The organism is Leptospira kirschneri serovar Cynopteri str. 3522 CT (assembly GCF_000243695.2).
GTDB lineage: Bacteria > Spirochaetota > Leptospiria > Leptospirales > Leptospiraceae > Leptospira > Leptospira kirschneri.
In genome coordinates, this window is sequence record NZ_AHMN02000020.1 from 207654 (window position 1) to 227540 (window position 19887).

A 19887-nucleotide genomic window follows, 5' to 3' on the forward strand; every position below is an offset into this window, starting at 1 on the left:
CTCGTTTGAATGTTCATAGATTAAAAATTTATCTTTACTGTATCGATATGGAGCACTAATTGGATTTATGATCTCAGGTTTAAAAGGAACTCTCAAAAAATTAGAAGTAGGATTTGTGCATATAGAAACCGGTGGAATCACTTATGAAGTGACGATTTCTTTTAAAACCTATTTGGAATTAAAAAATCTCCCTCCATTGAAGGAAATCCAATTACAAATTTTTCACTCTATCAACGAAAGAGGACAAAAATTATTCGGTTTTTTGACGGAACAAGACAAAGAGTTTTTCAAAGTAATGAAAGGTCTTCAGGGAATTGGAGAATTGACCGCACTCAAAATCTTATCCTTTTTTTCGGCGGAAGAGTTGTATCGAATCGTTCAATCTGGAGAAGCCAAAGAACTGGAAAAAATTCCGAAGGTTAAAGGTAAAACTTCGGAGAAAATTTTTTTCGAAGTAAAACAAAATCTCAAAAAATTAGAATTATTCTTGTCTGGCTCTTCGAAAGAGTCTTCTGTAATTTTAACTTCTTTGCTTCAGTCTCCTGAGGAAATTGCATTTTCTAAGAAGAGAGAAACGGCAATTCTTGGTTTAGTTCAATTAGGATTTGAAGAAAAAACAGCTTCTAAAGAAGTAGATAAGATTCTAAAAAACTTTTCGTCGAACGATCCTGGAGAAATTATACGAGAAATCCTGAAAAGTCTTTGAAAACTTTAGCTTTTAATTGATTAGAAAAAAAGTATATATTAAAGTTGTTGAAAAATTTCATAGTGAGGTTCGTAAAATTGCTTCAATTGCCCATTTCAATCCAATACAAACAGATCAAGAATTAATTTTTCAACAACTCTTTTAAAGTTCTATCGCTAAACGAGAGTTCGTTTTTGCATATTGTGTAGAAGTTTTTAAAAAAAGTATAAAACCCGTCAAGGATTGCTCGGTACAATAGTATAAAGAATACCGTTAATTTTTATCGGAAAAGTTCTTTTGAACATAAAATATTAGATACTTATTCTATAGTTATAGGAAGCCATCTCAAAAACATTTTATAATGATCGGAACTTTAAGCAAAGATAAAGTATTTTTGAGATAAATTTAGTAATAAATAGAAATGAGACGTTGAGTGATACAGCTTAATCTTTTTGATAAAGTACAATTATGTTTTTTGGACGCGTCGTAAATTTATCTTTCGTTTGGAATTCGGTTATTGTAAAAATTTCTCCGTTATTTTTATAAAAATAAACCGTTTCCTTTTCTATCAAAAAATCGCATATTCCTTGAAAAAGATGTTTTTCACAAGTTAAATCGGGAAGTTCATATTCCATAATTTGATTTGTTTCCGGTTGCCAGATAGAGAAACTGTAATAGTTTTTATTTTTACGTTTAGATAATAATACGAAGTAAAATTGATTTTGAAATAATTTCCATGCAACAACTCCTTTTTTGGGAAAGAGTCTTGCCGTAGTGTTTATTTTTTTATCTGCATAAACAATCAAATAGAGACCGAAGCCTGAATCTGGATCGTCATTTTTATCGGCGACTACAATTCTATTTTTATCTAACATAGAGATTACTTCGGGTTCTATAATTGTATTATGAGGTTTTAAGACTAAACGTTGAACGGATGAGTTTTGCAATTGGTATAAAATTATCTCATCTTGCCCGATCAGCCATAGAACATCCTCCCAAATACAAATATCCCCAGCTTCGACGTGGGATTTGTATTTATCCATAGCATCATCTAACTTTACAACCGAGTCCGTCTCTATATCATAAACGTGTAATCCTCGCCACTGAGTAACAGAATTTGAAAAGTAAATCTTATTCTTATAAACTCTTGCTCCATGCATTGGTCCGTCTATTTTTTTCAATTGTTGAAATTCGTTATTTTCCAATTTGATAAAACGAACTGAATGATCATAAAAGATCTCTAAAGTATCTTCTTGGACTCGAACTTTGTGAAATGAATAAGATTTTTCTGATTTAAATAAAATAGGCAAATAAGGATTAGTTATATCATAATATACTAATTTGTCTGAATTGATATTAGGAGAATCTATTTTTGCAACCAATTTTTTTTGTTCAGGAAAGACGAATGACCGAATATATCGAATTTCAATACCTTCCGGTAAAGTAAGTGCTCCTATTTTTTTACATTGAGCTAATTGGTTTGGATTTTTTTTTATGGGTTCCGATTCTAAACGAAGGCCTAGCAATTCAGTGCATCTTTTTAAAAATGCAGCGCCTATGTTAAAGTTAGGGGTAAGATCAAGAGTTCCGCCGTGATCGTAAAAAATAAGGGAAGGTTCATTTGAGGGATTTTTTTCTTTCGGATGGTATATCCAAAAATTTGAATAATCACTCATCGGTATTTGTATCGATTCTAGTGGATACTCGTTCAACTCAGTTTAGTCCAATTCAAGATCATATATAGGATCTAAATCAACCTTGTGTAAAAATATACCGTTATGATTTTCGTCTATAAAAGATAGGGTAGAATGACGGATCATTTTTTCTTGGAATGTTTGAGGCCATTTAGTATATTTATTTTTATCTTCCGGGGGCCGGCTATCAATTGGAAACCTTTTTTAAAAAGAATCGTAAGTGTATTGTTTTTATCGTTGCGTCTTGGCTTGATTAAATAGAGAAGTTAAGATTGGTTTGTATCTATTAAATATTCAAAATATTTAATTAACTCTTTTTTTTAAGTCTTTGGATTTTATAATTTCGTTCCATTTTTCTATATGATTTTTTAGAAAGGATTCTGGCGCAGTAGTTTTTACAAATTCGCTCTCATCTATATAACCTTTTTTTAATTTTTCAGAAAGTAATTTTTTTGCCTCTCTAAGACAAGTTTCCTTATCGTCGAAGTTTTTAGTCTGTGTTTGACCCGAGAACCAGTTTTTCCATAGGCTACAGTGAAAGAATTTCCGGAAACTTCTATCTGCCAAAATTGATTGGAGTTTCTTTTTTTGAATGTTAGGTGATGTTTCATATACGTTTATAACTTTGATTGCAACTTTGGAATTCTTTAAAAACAAATTCTTTTTATAAAACTTTATTTTGGTTTTTGGGAAGTGGCATTTTTGTTTGAGAAAATTTCAAAATGGCTTTTTGGTAAGTCTTGCATTGTTGGCATTTTATTCATTTTTTATAATCTTTTATTAAACATTACTTTCTAAATTTGAAAACATATTTTGTGTTTTGTGGGCCCGTCTTTTGTTGTAGCTTGGATTTTCTTTAAATTCGCTTTTCTCGTGGGTATTCGATCAGATTTTTAGAATGATTTATGATGTAGGCTTTGGTTTTTAAAATTACACTTATTTACGGGATAATTTTTCAACTTGTGGGAACTCACACAAATCAGAGCTTCTTACGGGATAATTTCTTTCTTAACTGCGTTCACTTAAATATTTGTAGTTGTTTTTAAATGAGAATCAATTCTCAATAAAATGAAAAAGAGCTAAAACATCTTAAAAAAGAATAATAAAGCATGATTTTGAATAAAAATAAAAGATTTATATTTGAAAATATTAAATATCTTTGATTTTTACATCAAAAGTTGTCAGGAAAAATCCTTGAATGGAATTCTAAAATTAGAAGACTGACTTCAGAAGTTGTTTTCCGTTGCCGAAGTTCCATTTAGGTCTCAGATTTTCTGAGGTTTTCTTTGGCGACATATTTTGGAAGAAACAAAATGAAAAGAAAAACCGGTTATATACTGGCGGGATTCCTTATGATAGGGCTGTTTTTCAGTATTAAATCCTTTGCCAATACAAATCTCGAAGAAATTAAATTAGATAATCAATACCTTCAGACCTACAGAGGTCAAGAAGGGATTTGGATCGTTCCCAACCGAGTCAAAGAATCGATAGGGGATTTGATTCATAATTTTGGAACGACCGAACACGAAATCAAAAGGGTCAATGGAATTCCGGACAATACAAGGATTCCACTCACAGAGCCTGTATTTTTTCCCTATAATGAAAACTTTATTAGAAGTCTTTTATTAGAAGATAAGGGGCGTGAAATATTTAGATCCGATCAGAGAGAATTTATTTGGCCGATCAGTTTTAAACATTCGTTTGTAACTTCTCGATTGGGAAGAAGATGGAATGCAATGCATTCCGGAGTAGATATAGCCTGCCCGACAGGGTCCATCGTCATTGCCGCTGCGGACGGAACGGTTTTAGAATCTAAAAAAGACGGCGGTTATGGAAATAAGATTCTACTTTCTCATCCTGGAATCAACGGAATCAACACTCTCTACGCGCATAACTCTGTTCTTTACGTAAAAGAAGGAGATAAAGTAAAAAAGGGACAGATCATTGCACTTTCTGGAAATACGGGTCATACTACCGGACCTCACTTACATTTTGAAGTTCGTTATCAGAACGTAGTATTAAACCCCGAACATTATCTTCCGGTTTTTCAATCTTCTTCCGAGGCTCGTGTGGCGATTGCCCGGGAGACGATTGAAGAATAAGTGACCCTAACGCGGGATTTTTGGAATCCTGAGCTTTATGATATTCTAATGCAATTGCGGCCAGGGACGGCCGCATTCGATTTTGATAATACTCTTGTAAGAAACGATTTTGGGGAAGCGGTGATGGAGTCCTTTCTTTTGGAGGGAGTTCCTGCCTACAAAGGAGACATTTCTCTCCTTTTAGGAGAGAACGGAGATAAAGCGCTTTCTTCTAGATTTCAGAATCCAGATTTATTTCGTTCTATTGTTCTTTCCCAATACGAAACCATTCAATCAAAGTTTGGACTGGAAGCATCTTATCGGTGGAGTTCTTGGATTTTTTCGGGGCATTCTCCCGAAGAATTGAAAGAAATTTCTAAGAATGTCTGGAACCAACACGCTATTGATTCCGGTAAACATTCCGTCAAAATTTACCAACCGATGAAAGAACTTTTAGATCATCTAATTGAAAACGAGTGGAGAATTTGGATCGTGACCGCTTCTCCGGAGGAAATCATACAATCCGTTTCTCATCTTTTCGGAATTCCGAGTGAAATGGTTTTGGGAATGCGGTTATCTGTTAAAGACGAAGTTCATTCTTCGGAAATTTTAGAACCTTTTACGTATGGAATTGGAAAAGTAGAAAGATTAAAAATTGCAACGGGTGGTTACGCGGATCTTGCTTTTGGAGATTCTATCAATGATTTTGATTTACTGAGTTCTACAGTCAAGGCGGGAATTTTTTTAGATAGAGGAAAAGGTGTAATACCTCCTTTGTCTATAAAAATCCAACCGGTTAAAAATTGGAAAGTATTGGATCAAGTTTTTGTATGACCTCTTTCGATTTTGAATTATAAACTTAGATAAAACGTAAAAATTTTAGTTATAGAATTATTTTATCAAATCTAAAAATAAGAATCGTCCAATCAATTTCCCATAAAATCTTGTTATGTGGTTATCATCAAATTAAACATTTATTTTATATAGATTTCTTATATGTTATAATAGGCGTAAAGTGGAAGTTAAAAACATATTTCTGGAAAAGTAATATCAACTTTTAAGTGATCCTGGAATGTTGAAACTAGTTTTTATGTTTTCGATAATCTCTTTAGAATTGAATATAATGGAGTTATTGAATAGTTTTCTATCTATTACTCATAACTATATAATAAATTACCTCATATTTTACATAGAATCATCGTTTTGTGATAGAATTAACGGTACTTATTTTTATAGAGATGAGAATTAGAGAAGTTGTATTCCTGTTTAATAAAAAAGAAATGAAAGAAAGTTAATTTTTAAATAACTCTAATGGATAAAAACAATTTTAAAAATACTTTGTCTTACTCAAAACTATATAATAGAGTGTTACGAATTTTTATCGCAAAAACTCGTTCGAGTACGGAATTGTTCGCTACTTTGTTATATAGTTATCAATGGAATTGAATTACAATAAAATTCGAAATTTAAAAGAGTTATAAAATATGAGAATCGAATTTCAAAAAACCCTCGTTTTAGTTTCTGTTTCTTTAGGAAATCCTGGTGACCTGACGGCAAGGGCCAAAGAACTATTAGAACATTCTGATATACTTATAGGGGAGGAACCTCAAATTACTTCTAAGTTGCTTAAATCAATTTCGGTCTCTAAGCAATTTTTTCTCTGCAATGAACATACTACCCCCGAAGAAATTAGAAATCTTGGAGAAGCGGTGATCAATTCGGGTTTGAGTGTTTTGGTTTCCGATGCGGGAACTCCCGGAATTGAAGATCCTGGAAGGGAACTTGTGCAAGAGGTTTTGAAAAGAGGTGGAAATGTACGTAGCGCTCCAGGCCCGATCGCGTTTGGAGCCGTCTTGAGTATTTCCGGTTTTAAAATTTCTCCGTTTACTTTTTGTGGTTTTTTTTCCAGGGATTCTGCTGAACGAAAAAAAGAACTGATCTATTATCTAAAACCGGGACATACGATCGTTTTTTACGAAACCCCTTATCGATATAAATCGGTGCTTCGCGACTTAGATTGGGTTTTTAAAAAGACCAAGGATGATAGAGAAATTTTTTTCTGTTTGGATCTTACTCTGGATTCCGAATTTCAATTTCGCGGTAAGTTAGAAGATCTTTTAAAAATTTTGGATACCCTTCCTAAAGGAAATCCTGTGATAGTTCTTTCTCAAAGAAAAGAGAAGCAAGATCGATTTTCAAAAACAAAAAAACTAAAGCGAGTTTCACGTTAAAATAAGAATGGTTTTTATAGATCCAATTTGATATTAGATTTTTAAAAGGAATTTAGAATATTTTAATACACTCTGTGAACGACAGAACTATAACACGAACTCGAGGCTTTACAAGTATAAGGATAGATATTACAACCTTCAGCGGGCCCACCATTAAAACACAGAACGTTACCGTCTTTTATTTTTAAATCTATCATAGTAGAACGTTACTTGAAGTGTTTGTTCCATAATCGTTTGTAATTTTTCTTCATTAGAGTTGTTGAAAAATTCCATAGTGAAGATTCGTAAAATTGCTTCAATTGTCCATTTCAATCCAATACAAACAGATCAAGAATTAATTTTTCAACAGCTCTATTATCTTAGAGAGAATTTAGAAAAAATAGAAAAATCTAAGATGACGTCGTCTAAAAAATTTTGAAAGTCGGGTGGAGGAGGACAAAAAATTTTTTCTTCTGTTTGAAATGCAAAACCAATTGCGTGTAAGAGTGTACGTTTTACGGGTGAATTTTGTATTTTAGTTTTTATACGAAATTCGTTTGAGTTTTTTTCTAAAGAAATTTGTTTTTCTAAGATTTTATTTTTTGTTTGGATGGATGAAATGAATTTCGGTTCTTTCGTATTTTTTTTGTTAGCTGAAAGCCTGGAATCTAAATTACTAGATCGGATTGTATTTTCTGTTTCGATTTCGGGTCGTAACAATAATTTCGATTTGTTGTTTTTCCCGTAAACACAATCTCCTAAGATAGGGTACCCTTTTTCGCTTAAATGAAAACGAATTTGATGTCTTTTGCCAGTATGAAGTTTTGCGAGTAAAACCGAATAATTTTCTTTAGAGTTCTGTTTCAGAGTCAAAAATTCCGTGACCGCCTTGTCGCCGCCTGAAAACACCTTACGAACTTTTTTATTTCCGTCTTTGATATAACAAGTTTCCGTAAAATGTTTTTCTGGGATCACTCCGGAAGTTACACAAAGATAAATTTTCAATGAATTTTTTAAGATTTGATCGGCTTCTTTGTTTTTATTCGGGTTTTTACAGAAAAATACGAGACCGCTCGTATCTAAATCCAATCTGTTTACGGTTCTAAGATATTCAAGAGAAAGTTGTTTTTGAAGCTGATCGGTAAAGTTCTCCCGTTTTGAATCTTTGGTTGCGTGAACCGGAATGCCGGGAGGTTTTTCTGCAAGAAGAAAAGATTCGCTTTCGTAGAATATTCTAATATTAGAATGTTTTTTCATAGTTCCTTTGTTGAATCTAAAAGAAGATTTTGAATTTCTTTGTTTTTGAAAAAAGTTTTCCGTTTGTGGGTCTGTTTTTGAATTTTTTTATTTTTTCTCTAAAATAAAAATTATTGAACTTTTTTGCCGATGGTTTTTCGGATTTGTCTAAAATTTTCATATCGATTTCATTCTAATTTTTTATACTGGATTGTAAAGTGAGAATGGAACGTTTTAGTTTGTTTTAAATGAAAGGATTGGCTTTTGTTAATGGAACTTATGTAAAATGAATTCGGCGTAAAAAATTGAGAAAAATTCTTTTAAAAGTAAGAGCTCCTACATTTTAGGAATCAATCTATAAAGTTCAGATCCCAATTTTTTTTAGAAAAATGAATCATGGATTTTTCACGCGGGACTCACGTTATGTAAAATTCGATTTTAAAATTTTTATTTTTAGATTTTTTCTAGGTTTTACTCATAGCTATATAATAAAGTACCTGATATTTTGCACCAAAACGGTGTTTTGCGATAAAATTAAAGATACTCAATTTTATAGAGACCAAGTATTACTATGAAAATGTTATTTCTTAGAACTATAAAATTGAGTATTCAATTTTTTGTTTTGGAATAGTGTTTTGTGATAAAGGTTTACTATTCGGACATATGAAAATTGTATCTGAAAATGAATGGACGATTTTACAAAGATTCAGAAATTCTCAAAAAATTATATCTAACCTAAAATTATTGGTTTTTGTGTGAGATCCCACATTTTAAGTTTTGAAACAGGTTCAGAATTGTATTATTTTCATGTTTTCAAGTAGTAAGGTAATTAGTTTTTGAGATCATCATTTGTTTGTTAAAAAAGTTAGAATGTTATACCTGATTCTAAAAAAGCTATAAATTCAGAATCCGCATACTTACGTTTTTAAAAAGCCACTGTTCTTTTTTTATATCATTTTTATGAGTTTTTATAATAAAGAATCATCATTTGTATTTTAAACTTATCTTGAAACTCTTACTGACTTCCTATCAAATTGAGTACCCTTAAATAACGTGAATTCAGTATAACGCGAAAGGAATCGATGTGAGGTCAATAAATTGAATCTAAAGACGATTGTTGTATTATGTTTCCTGTATTCAATTTATTGACCAGAGCTAAAGGGCCCGGTTGGCAGCCGGATTTGCCCATCTCTTACAAGTATTCACAGAATTGATGTGTAAATGTTTGGATTGGATTCCTTATTATATAGTTCTAAGTAAATCATTCTTTAGAAATTTCTAATAAAATGCTGTAGTTCCCACAGATTACTTCCTATTTGTACGTTCTCAAACTTTCCAGTTTTGATCATAAATCTTCGTAGTTTTTAAGTTTTTGAACAAGCATTACGTCTATTTTTTCAAGTGGTAGTTTTGGATTGACAAATTTCTGCTATATTAGATAAAAAAGAGTAAATGAACCCAGCTATGGAAGAATTAGAAGAGGGGAAAGAGTCTTCCTCCGAACATATTACTGAAGTCGTCAAAGAAAATTTAAAACTCATTCGCCATACTAAAGGGTTCTCTTTGGATAAATTGGCTTCTAGATGTGGGGTCAGCAGGGCGATGCTTTCTCAAATTGAACAAGGAAAAAGTGTTCCGACCATTTCTGTTCTTTGGAAGATTGCGAATGGACTCAATGTACCTTTCAGCGAATTACTCAAAGAAAAAGGTACCGAAGGTGTAATTGTTATGAAGGCGGAAAACACCAAGGTTTTATTTTCTAGCTCTAAAGTTTTTTCCAGCCGAGCGCTTTTTCCTTATAACGGAAATCGGAAAACAGAGTTTTATGAACTCATCTTAAAACCGGGAGGGATCGAAGTCGCGGATTCTCATTCATCCGGCACGACTGAAAACATCGTTGTCGTTTCCGGTAAACTTCGCCTTAGGGTCGGCGAAAAAGTTGTGGAATTGGAACCAAGAGATTCCGTTTTTTTTAGAGCGGATATTCCTCATGAATATTCTAATCCGACAGATCAGGAAACTCTAATGTATTTGGTTATGGATTATAGAGACGAAATAAATTAGATAATTATAAATCTTTTAAATACATTTTGATTGAGTAAATATCTTTGTTTATCGTTTCAAATTCTATAATATGTTTTCATCTTTAGTAAAAATTTGGGGTATCTGCTTTATAAAAGGGAACCTTATAAAATGAATTTTTTATTTAAGAATGGTTGTCCAAACGGCGATTTTATACAGTAAATTTAATGATAGATCGTTACATTGGAATTTTATAGAGATTTTTAAAAGTTTATTGTTCCGTAAAAATAAAATACGATTTTATATCTGATTTTAAGTCTTATTCTAGTGAACGTGGGAACTATTACAAATCTGAATTTTATGGTGAATCTCTAAAAAATGCGGCAATTATCGTTTTTGGAGAAAATCTTTATTCACGTTAAACGGAATTTTACTATATTCTCTTTACTGATCCTATAAAATTAAGTGCCTTAAATTTTTATTACAATAGTCTTGTTTCAACGCAAAATACTGGATATTTTATTATATAGTTCTGAGTAGGATCTAAAAAAGAATGCTAAAACGTTTTCATCCAATCGTCTTGTTTTTTTTTAGTTTAAGTTTCTTTCTTGTTGTGATTCCATTTTCTTTTTTGTTTTCGGAAAGTATTTCGCCTGAATCGAGTTATACGGAACAGATTTCCTGTCATCCAAACGATTGTATCTCTTTGAAATTGGAAGAGCTTCTTTCCGAAGGTGTTCGATCCAAGGTTTTAGATCTTATGTCGGAGAACGCAGGAAAGATTCTCATCGATTCTTCCAATTTTCCTAGAAAATTTGATTCGGAAGATTTGGATGATATTAGAACTATCTTGGAAGAAATTTCAAAACGAGACGGTAAGGTTGCGATCGAAAAACTACATATTGCCGTTCGTTCCTTTCAACTTCCTGATCCTCCTTTTCTCAAGGATATTGGTCTTGTTGGTTGGGACGTCTTTAAAAGGATTTATAAAAAATTCTATTATAGAAAAACTTCCGACTATCATGCTAAAGTTTTATATCATCCCGAAACGTTAAACGTTTTTCTTATCTATTTCGTTCATCGTAAATACGGAGATATTTGTAATACCGTTTTTGCAAACTGTAATGAAATTGAATACTTGGACGATGATACGTTCGATTTACAATTGTCCGGGGCTTTGAAGGAATCCAAAGAAAAAAAAATTCCGATCAAGGTTGTATTCCGTCAAACGGAAGCGGTTCTTCCGGAAGGAAAGATTGATTTGGCCTTTTTAAAAGATGTCAATCGTTCTACTCGGATTTATAAATGGATGATCGCTGGAAAAGAAAGAGAAATAAAACCGGTTCACAAGTCTAGATTTTTAGTTTTTCAAGCGGTTGTTACTGCTATCGATTATTCTTTAACGGCCTACGATTTGATTTCCGCTTTAATGATGTATAAACCGGCTTCGGAAAGAAAATTAGAAATCAATTATATTGATTCTAATAATGGAAAACGGATCGATTCCGTGATTTTCTTTCCTCCGGATGATTCTAAGTAGTCGTGATTCAATTTTAAGAACGTGGTAGTTCCCACATTTTAGAAGTTTCATAGTAAAATCACGATTCGTGGTAGTTCCCACATTTTAGAAGTTTCATAGTAAAATCACGATTCGTAATAGTTCCCACATTTTAGAAGTTTCATAGTAAAATTACGATTCGTGGTAGTTCCCACATTTTAGAAGTTTCATAGTAAAATTACGATTCGTGGTAGTTCCCACAGATTTTACGGTAAATTAACCGTCTGTAGAGATAAAAAAATGTGATTATACGAACTTCCATGAGCGTTTAAGAACAATAAAGATTGCTCGAACGTCTATACAACCGCCGATATGACGGTTTCTGTGGAAACTCCTAAATTTTATAATAAACTTAACGTGAATTCCCACATTTTGAATTGTTATAAGTTTCTATTTTATGATTTGTGTGTTAGATTAAAACGAGCAAAGAGAAGTTCGTTTGTATTCTGTCGAATTATAGGAACTACTATAATTCGAGAAGAAGGCCCTTCTCGAATAGAAAAGGGCCAGAGAAAATTTTCTTTTAACGAAAGAAGATAAACGTAAGAAGCAAAAAGGTAGGAACTAATACTCCAAAAGAATAAAATACATATCCACCGAAGCTAGGCATCTTGATTTTATTCTCTTCCGCAACCGATTTTACCATAAAGTTAGGCGCGTTTCCGATATATGTAAGAGCGCCCATAAATACCGCTCCAACCGAAATTGCCTTTAGAATACTTTCTGCATGTGGATCTGCAAGAATTTGAGCGACACTGTTTAATCCTAGAGTACCTTTTGCCAAAGACAAAAATGTCAGATAAGTAGGTGCGTTATCTAATACTCCCGAGAATAAACCGGTTACCCAGAAAAATTGCCAGGTTTCGGTAATTCCTAATTCTTTTCCATGGTGTTCTAATAGAATCAGTGCAGGAATCATAGTGATAAAAATTCCTATGAACAGATAAGCGACTTCTTGAATTGGATGAAGAGTGAATTTGTTGTGTTCTCTTACATGCCCCTTGGTAGTGAACTTAGACGCGAAAATCAAACCGATCAACACTGCTTCTCTAATGAATGCTATATAAGGATTTTCATAAATTGCTGGAATATAATTTTGATTTAAATACGCGACAGACAAAACGACTCCTAGTAACCAGATGAAATTAACCTGACCTTCTAGACTGATTTTTTCCTTGTGAGTGTGATCTTTTTTAAGATCCTTGGCGGTTTCTTTTTTATAAGCGATCGAATCCCAGATAAAATAAAGAATCAAAAGAAGAATTCCAGCGACTAACAATTCAGGTAAAAGTTTAAACGTCCAAGTGAACGGAACTCCGATCAGATAACCTAAGAACAGTGGAGGATCCCCGAGAGGAGTTAAAGAACCGCCTATGTTAGAAACTAAAAAGATAAAAAAGACTACCGTGTGTACTACGTGTTTTCTTTCCGAATTCGTTTTTAAAATCGGACGGATCAAAAGCATAGAGGCTCCCGTAGTTCCAATAAACGAAGCCAGGAAAGTTCCAATAATCAAAAAGATAGTATTATTTAAGGGAGTCGCTTCTATATCACCTTTCAGACGGATTCCTCCGGAGATGTAAAATAGAGAACCTAGCAGAATGATAAATGGAACGTATTCGAACACCAATGTATGAACAATTTTACCAAACCAACCGTGTAACACTAAAATGACAAAGGAAACCGCACCTAACACAAGTGATAGGATCAGTTTATTGGTATTACTTTCCCACCAATGAGAGGTGGTGTGTGAAACGATCGGTAACAGCGCGATACTTAAAAGTATAAGTGCAAAAGGAATTACGCTCCAGTAGGGAAGATCTTCTCCTTCGACTTCATGATGGCCCGAGTTAGCTTCTTGTGTATGAGAAGAATCCTGGACCGTACTTTGTGGTTCGTCTGCTAAAAGAGTTGTAGCGGATAGGGTAAGTAGAATCGCCAGAAAGACGGATGTAAATTTTTGTTTCATGGTTTGTATCATCTGAAGAATTTTTAGACATATTATGAATTTGGAAGAAAGAGTAAAAGTAAAAAGACTTTCTGTTTGTTTTTTTTTGCGTGATTTTAAGATTAGAATTTTACGTTTGAGAATTTTTTAAAAAATAGAAAGTTCCAAAATACGAAGTTGTTTTTAGAGGTTAAGCGGGGAAATTTTTAAAAATGCGTGTTTTGTCGAGGTTCGTAAAATATTTTCCAGTTTATGCAGAATGATTTCTAAAAATAGTTTTCTACGGGAAATTTTTTCTTATATTCTACTGATCTTTATAAAACCGAGTATCCTTAATTTTATCGTAAAACACTGTTTCGGCGCAAAATTATTATATGGCTCCAATGTTTTTTCCCGTTCCTTAGAATTATTCGTGATAAAAAAGTGTTAGTTCCCACAATTTTTAGAAATCAAATACGATTGTTGTTTAGCCCTAGGAATTTTTAAACGAACGTTGGTCGGTTTTAAAAAACCGTGATTTATGTTCTCGTGAAAAAATAAAATGTGGGAACTCTCACAAAATCACGATTTTACAAATAAATTCTAGAATTACTCAGAACTATATAACCGAGTCTCCAATATTATATTATTCAAACAGTGTTTTTGCAATAAAACTTATGGTACTTAATTTTAACGTGAGTTTGTGGAGGAATCCATAATTCTGAAAAAAGTTGGGATCTGAACTTTACAGATCGATTTCTAAACTGTGGGAACTAGCACAATTCAAAAAATAGAAGTATATAAACAATTGAATCTGTAGTATTCAAGCGTGGGAACTATTACAAAACTTAGGTTTGTCTGTAAAATGATGTGGGAACTACCACAAATTTGAGATTTTATGCGAACTTGACTATTCCGAGATGATTGGCTTTTTTGAAGGAGTTCCTACATTCTAACTTTTAAAACAAACTCATAGTATCATTTTTATACTATTTTGGCGTATGCATCGGTATATATAAAACCTGTAAATCTACAATGCGACGTAAACTGTGGGAACTACCACGTTTTATCGAACATTCAAAAAAGATTGATGAATCAGTTTTAGAACAAGTTCCAAATAAAATTGTGCAAAAATGAAGTTTATCAGTGTCTTATAAGAAAGAGGTCTCCCGAAAACGGGATTCTAAAAATGGAATCGTTATTTGCTAAAAAAATTTGTCTTACTCCGATGGAAATAGAGCAGAGATTAAAATCGGTTTCCATACAACCTACGATTCAGAGAATATCAATCTGTCAGTATGTACTCTGTGAAGCGGATCATCCGACTGCGGAAGTAGTTAAAGAGTGGGTAGATAGTCGTTCGTTTAAAATGAGTTTAGCGACTGTTTATAATACCTTAAACATTTTAGTTTCCGCCGGATTGTTGAGGGAATTTAAATTTTCCTGTTTGGGAAAATCTGTCTATGACAGCAATATCATAGATCATTATCATTTCTTTGATGAGAAAAGCGGAAAGTTTCACGATATAGATCCGTCCTTACTTTCTCTCAATTCCAAACTTCCACCCGAATTTCTGGTTAATAAAACAGATATATTACTTACCGGAAACCTAGTTATAGAAAACTAGCTAGAGATTGATCGCTTTACCAAGTGAAGCTCCAAAAGATTCCATTACGGTTTCTGAAAGTGTTGGATGAGCAAAGATCGTAGATGTAATTTCTTTTGCAGTCAGCTCCTGAGTGATTCCCAGAGAAACTGCAGGTAAAAGTTCCGTCACACCAGGACCAATGAAATGGGCCCCTAAAATTTCCCCTGAGCTTTTATCTACAATTACCTTTGTAAAACCTTCAGTATCTCCCATGGCCTTGGCTCTGCCGCTGGCAACGAATGGAAACTTACCTACACTGATCGTATAACCCATGTCAGTCGCTTTTTTTTCGGTAAATCCTATGGAGGCAACTTCCGGATGACAATACGTACAACCCGGAATTGCATTGTAGTCGATCGGAATATAACTGAGATGGTGGGCATTTCCGGAATGAATTGAAATCGCTTCTGCCGCTTTGATCCCTTCCATAGAAGCAACGTGCGCAAGAAGAGGAGGACCGTTACAATCTCCGATTGCGTAGATATGAGGGACGCTCGTTTTGTATCGAGTGTCCGTTTTTACAAAACCTTTTTGAAGAAAAATACCGATTTCCTCCAAGTGTATGGAATCCGTGTTAGGAACAAGACCAATGGAAACCAAAATCTTTTCTGCTTCGAAAAATTCTCCCGCTTCGGGAAGATTTTTACCTTTGAGAAGAACTTTTACTTTGCCGTTTACAATTTTGGGATCGGAAACACCAACTCCGGTAAGAACTCTAATTCCTCTTTTTACAAAGGATTTTTCAAGAAACGTTGAAATTTCTTTATCTTCAACTGGAAGAATTTGATCCAACATTTCGACTAACGTTACTTTGGCGCCCATCGTAGAATAAAAGTCGGCGAACTCCACGCCGATGGCGCCCGCTCCTACAATCAAAAGAGATTCCGGAATTTTTTCCTGGATCATTGCAGTTTTTGAGGAAAGAACAGTGTTACCATCAAAAGGTAAACCGGGAAGTTCTCTTGCTCTTGCTCCAGTTGCTAGAATAAAATACTTAGACGTAATTTCTTCTTTGGAAGAATCCGGAAGCCAAATCGTATTCGGATCTTTGAATACTGCAGTTCCTTTTTTGCGAGTGATTTTATTTTTGTTTAAAAGAAATTCCACACCGGAAGCCATACCTTCTGCTACGTTTCTAGAACGTTGAATGATAGCAGTAAAATCAGGTTTTGCTTCTGAAAGATTGATCCCATATTCTTTGGCAGAATGAAGTTTTTCTAAAAGATGGGCCGATTCTAAAAGTGCTTTGGTAGGAATACAACCCCAGTTCAAACAAATTCCGCCTGGTTTGTCTTTTTCGACTATACAAACATTCATTCCCAATTGAGCGGCTCTAATTGCGGCTACGTAACCGCCCGGCCCCGCACCGATGACTGTGAGATCATAAGATTCTGGCATAAATTTATAAATTCTCCGGAATTATAGAATCGAATTCGAAAAGATTTCGCAAGGATTTTTTAAGGGGATAGCTACTACGTTTCAAAAGACAAATGAATTTCGTTTGACTGTTCATACGATCTTTACTTTGACTCTGTACATTTACTTTGTTCACTATTTTAATATGAGTTCGGTATAACTAATGTGAAAGAGATGATTATGTGCAATCTGAAACACTTGAGTTTTTTTGTTCGTTTACTTTTTCCGTCAACTCACGTTAGTGACTGTTATCATTTTTAGGCAATTACAAATCGTAACCTATAATATTCCTAATTACTGAATTACAATCCATTGAAGTGGATTCTATAATAAACTACTTCAAATTTTTTTGTCACTCAATAATACTTGATATGATAAGAAACAAACGATAATAGAACTGTTGAAAAATTTTATAGTGGAAATTAGCAAAACTGCTTCTAATTGTCCATTTCAATGTAACGGAAACAGATGTAGATTCATTTTTCAATAACTCTAATTTAAAAAATCAAGCGGATGTTAAAAATCGTTTTTAAGAGAATCTGCATCCGAAAGATAAAAGAAGAATAAATTGATTCCGTTTTTAAGAACTCTTTTTTTTCAACACTAGAATCATTCTACCCGCAGAATTTTTGAATTTGGATTCGTTAAAACCGGAATAAACGTGCATAATTTCAAATTTATGCCTGAGAATCATTCTTTCTATTTCTGGAAGATAGAAAACGCGCATAACGTGTTTATCTCTCACTTCCTTCGTGTTGATTTGGTAGATGTAATTGACTTCCACCATCGTAGAGGTATCTGCTCTAACCAAACGAAAACCACGATTTCTCTGAATCGTAGCGTTTTGGGATTTGATTTGAGCTACTGGAGAGATCGGTTTTCTTTTAATCGCTCTAAGAGGTTCTGCGTTCCAAACTTCAAGAATTGCTAAACCGGCTGGTTTTAGATTTTGTTCTATGAGTTTGAGAGTAGCATCTATTTCTTCGTTCGTCAAAAGATAGTTAAACGAGCCAAATAAACTCACTACACAATCCAGAAGAGCTCCGGATTGATAGGATTGCATAGGAGAAACGTCGAACTTACAATGAGAATATCTTTTTTTAGCGACTTCGATCATTTTAGAGGAAGAATCAATACCTTTCGGCCTGTAACCTAAAGATTGAAAATAGCGGACGTGTTCTCCGGTACCGCAGCCCATGTCTAAGATGGACATGATCCTGTGTTTTCTAAAGATACGGTCTAAAAATCTGGCTTCCGAATCAATCTTACGAGATGGTTTTTCGATATCGAAGTAGAATTCTGCTAGTTCATTGTATAACTTCATAAAAATTAATTCAGAGGTTTCGGAATTTGCCCGTTAAATATATTAACGGCAGTCTGCTTATGAAAATCCAATATTTAGGAATCATTTTCATTTTTTTTAGTTGTACTTTTGATGTGCATACAAACATCAATAAAAATCTATTTACCGGAGATACTTTGGTTTTCGGTGGAATTTCGATTTCTCTTTTACTTTTGTTTGGTCTTGTTCTTAAAGAAAGTTCACAAAAAACTTCGGGTCGTTCTGCACAAAACGAAAAGAAAATGGATTCGGCTACAGAAATTATAAACGTTCATAACTCAATTTCCAATTTGGAAGTTGGCTTAGAAGAAGTAAAAACCGAGATTCCCGATTTAAAAAACGAAACGAAAATTGTAGAAAATATAAACTCCAGAATTCTAAGGTCCAACCAAACTAAGGTTGATAAAATTTGGAAGAGGGAAGTGCCTACTCATCCTGAGTTAATCCTCGCCCATCAGAAATTTTTGGAAAAACTGGGATCAAAATTAAACGGAGCGGAAATTTATTTTTTAAGCGGAGAAGTATCTTTTCTTTTAGCTTCTCGAAAAGGAAAAGTTTTTCATATTCCGGAATCACCAGAGGAAAAGATTTTAACTGAAAAAAGTTTAGAAGAGATCTCGGAAGGAAGAATCTTTTTTTCGGATCGTTCCGTGTTGATTCCACTAGGGACCTCTCAACTTTTTGGTTATCTTCAAATATTTCAAAACGAATGGAGTCGATTAGAACCGAGAGAGTTTCAATCCTGGAAGGAGGAATACGAGGAACAAGTTTCTATACAATTTGAGTCTTCTGATCCGGAAACTGGTTTTGGAAATCTACACGCATTCGAATTGGATAAAGTTAGGGTAGATAAGAATATTCTAATTCTTGCAAGTATTCAAACTGATTCACCGTATCCTTACGTCTTAAAATGGATTTCTTTATGGACGTGTAAATTATTGCATAAACAGGTGCGTTTTTATAGGATTCGAAAAGATAGGTTGGCTTTTTTTGTTTCTCCGGAAGAATGGGATTTTTTTAGTAAAAACCTAAACGAACTCGTTGAATCCTTACAAAAGGAAAATCATCTGGTGGATCTCAATTTAGGAGTTTCCATTTTAGAGGAAAGTAGGGAGGAATGGTCGTCTAACGCAAGAAAGGCGCTTGGACTCTCCATAGAAGAAGGACCGAACCGGTATATTTGTCTGTGAGTATAGATCCGCTACTCGACGAAAAATTCATTCTTACGATTTCTCAGATCTTTCCAGAATATCTGGATAAAACTTTGAACGTAACCGCGATAAGAGAAGCGTTCGGCCCTTCTAAAAATGAAGGGCTCTGTTACGAAAATTGTACAATGGTGGAATTTAAAGGAGAAATAGAAGGAAAACTGTTTTTCGCTATGGACGGTTATACGAAATTAAAGCTTCTTCCTATGGTGGCTAAATCTTTTCACATAGATCCTACCGTAAGAGCAGACGCACCTTCGATTTTAATGGAATTTGCCAATCAGATCTGTGGTTTACTGATTACGGAAATAAAACTAGGAAGATTTAAAACTGATCTTTTACCGCCGGAAATGCTCAATCATAAATTGATACCTGTGGATTTAGAAACTTACAGACAATACATACTGATCTATTTTTTGAAAGACTTAAAAGCAAAACAATACTTGGGAAGAGTATATTTAATTTTACTCATGAAGAAATTTTAGAGATTTTGCAAAGTTGTTTTGATCAAAGATGTAAAGTGGATTTTAAAGTTCTTAGTTTGTTTTTTGGGTATTTAACGTGAGTTCGACATAAGAAAACCGGGGCGAATCCGGCTTGCCACAGGCAGCCGGCCGGGCTCTTTAGCTCTGGTCAATAAATTGCATACAGGAAACATAATACAACAATCGTCTTTAGATTCAATTTATTGACCCTAAAACGCTTTAATAAAAAGCGTTTTGCTGAGTTCAAACGCGACCCTTAGGAGAGCGTTTTGCTTTAGAGCCGGTCTCAAAACTGGTTGTACTTTTGAATCGTAATTATTTACTTGTGAAATGGACAAATATTATTCAGAGATACCGGATGGACTTTGGAAACAA

At 33.8% G+C, this 19887-nt stretch carries 14 protein-coding genes and 1 pseudogene; 9 read left to right on the forward strand and 6 right to left on the reverse strand.

Annotated elements, in window-relative coordinates:
* Positions 1 to 67: 67 nt before the first annotated feature.
* Positions 68 to 706: a Holliday junction branch migration protein RuvA gene (gene ruvA, locus LEP1GSC049_RS208715; RefSeq protein ID WP_004753979.1), complete on the forward strand. Its 639-nt coding sequence runs from the start codon at positions 68 to 70 to the stop codon at positions 704 to 706.
* 422 nt (positions 707 to 1128) lie between these two features.
* On the opposite strand, the gene LEP1GSC049_RS208710 is transcribed toward ruvA, so the two are convergent.
* Together LEP1GSC049_RS208710 and LEP1GSC049_RS2000000228910 are read right to left on the reverse strand one after the other, a co-directional pair.
* Positions 1129 to 2211 carry a hypothetical protein gene (locus LEP1GSC049_RS208710; RefSeq protein ID WP_025184687.1) on the reverse strand — a complete coding sequence of 361 codons (1083 nt, stop codon included), beginning with the start codon at positions 2209 to 2211 and terminating at the stop codon, positions 1129 to 1131.
* A gap of 471 nt (positions 2212 to 2682) precedes the next feature.
* A pseudogene (locus tag LEP1GSC049_RS2000000228910) lies at positions 2683 to 2990 on the reverse strand (WGR domain-containing protein).
* A gap of 702 nt (positions 2991 to 3692) precedes the next feature.
* Between LEP1GSC049_RS2000000228910 and LEP1GSC049_RS208700 the strand changes: the two are divergent.
* The 3 genes from LEP1GSC049_RS208700 (at position 3693) to rsmI (ending at position 6691) form a co-directional block, all read left to right on the forward strand.
* Positions 3693 to 4481 carry a M23 family metallopeptidase gene (locus LEP1GSC049_RS208700; RefSeq protein ID WP_004755042.1) on the forward strand — a complete coding sequence of 263 codons (789 nt, stop codon included), beginning with the start codon at positions 3693 to 3695 and terminating at the stop codon, positions 4479 to 4481.
* Entirely contained in the window at positions 4482 to 5294 is an 813-nt protein-coding gene (locus tag LEP1GSC049_RS208695) for an HAD family hydrolase (RefSeq protein WP_004753509.1), read from the forward strand. It abuts the gene before it with no gap.
* Positions 5295 to 5944: 650 nt separating this feature from the next.
* Entirely contained in the window at positions 5945 to 6691 is a 747-nt protein-coding gene (gene rsmI / locus LEP1GSC049_RS208690) for a 16S rRNA (cytidine(1402)-2'-O)-methyltransferase (RefSeq protein WP_004755292.1), read from the forward strand.
* A 354-nt stretch (positions 6692 to 7045) separates the two neighbouring features.
* Here the strand turns inward: rsmI and LEP1GSC049_RS208685 are convergent, their stop codons facing one another.
* A complete protein-coding gene (locus LEP1GSC049_RS208685; protein WP_004759434.1) occupies positions 7046 to 7927 on the reverse strand; it encodes a pseudouridine synthase family protein in 882 nt (293 codons plus the stop codon).
* A 1431-nt stretch (positions 7928 to 9358) separates the two neighbouring features.
* Here LEP1GSC049_RS208685 and LEP1GSC049_RS208680 point away from each other — a divergent pair.
* Positions 9359 to 9970 carry a helix-turn-helix domain-containing protein gene (locus LEP1GSC049_RS208680; protein ID WP_001067493.1) on the forward strand — a complete coding sequence of 204 codons (612 nt, stop codon included), beginning with the start codon at positions 9359 to 9361 and terminating at the stop codon, positions 9968 to 9970.
* Between the two features lie 511 nt (positions 9971 to 10481).
* Positions 10482 to 11468: a hypothetical protein gene (locus LEP1GSC049_RS208675; protein WP_016561184.1), complete on the forward strand. Its 987-nt coding sequence runs from the start codon at positions 10482 to 10484 to the stop codon at positions 11466 to 11468.
* Between the two features lie 541 nt (positions 11469 to 12009).
* Here LEP1GSC049_RS208675 and LEP1GSC049_RS208670 read toward each other — a convergent pair.
* A complete protein-coding gene (locus LEP1GSC049_RS208670; protein WP_004754624.1) occupies positions 12010 to 13455 on the reverse strand; it encodes a sodium:proton antiporter in 1446 nt (481 codons plus the stop codon).
* A gap of 1147 nt (positions 13456 to 14602) precedes the next feature.
* Here LEP1GSC049_RS208670 and perRB point away from each other — a divergent pair.
* A complete protein-coding gene (gene perRB / locus LEP1GSC049_RS208665; protein WP_004767587.1) occupies positions 14603 to 15040 on the forward strand; it encodes a peroxide-responsive transcriptional repressor PerRB in 438 nt (145 codons plus the stop codon).
* On the opposite strand, the gene lpdA is transcribed toward perRB, so the two are convergent.
* On the reverse strand, positions 15041 to 16459 hold the full coding sequence (gene lpdA / locus LEP1GSC049_RS208660; protein WP_016561171.1) for a dihydrolipoyl dehydrogenase: 1419 nt from the start codon (positions 16457 to 16459) through the stop codon (positions 15041 to 15043). It lies immediately after the preceding gene.
* 598 nt (positions 16460 to 17057) lie between these two features.
* On the reverse strand, positions 17058 to 17801 hold the full coding sequence (locus LEP1GSC049_RS208655) for a class I SAM-dependent DNA methyltransferase (protein ID WP_004753947.1): 744 nt from the start codon (positions 17799 to 17801) through the stop codon (positions 17058 to 17060).
* Positions 17802 to 17860: 59 nt separating this feature from the next.
* Here LEP1GSC049_RS208655 and LEP1GSC049_RS208650 point away from each other — a divergent pair, with 59 nt between their 5' ends.
* Together LEP1GSC049_RS208650 and LEP1GSC049_RS208645 are read left to right on the forward strand one after the other, a co-directional pair.
* Positions 17861 to 19009, forward strand: coding sequence for a hypothetical protein (locus LEP1GSC049_RS208650; protein ID WP_004762996.1), 1149 nt, complete (start codon positions 17861 to 17863; stop codon positions 19007 to 19009).
* Positions 19000 to 19512, forward strand: a complete 513-nt coding sequence (locus tag LEP1GSC049_RS208645) for a chemotaxis protein CheX (RefSeq protein ID WP_004753494.1) — start codon at positions 19000 to 19002, stop codon at positions 19510 to 19512. Before LEP1GSC049_RS208650 ends, LEP1GSC049_RS208645 begins: the two co-directional genes overlap by 10 nt.
* Positions 19513 to 19887 lie beyond the last annotated feature (375 nt).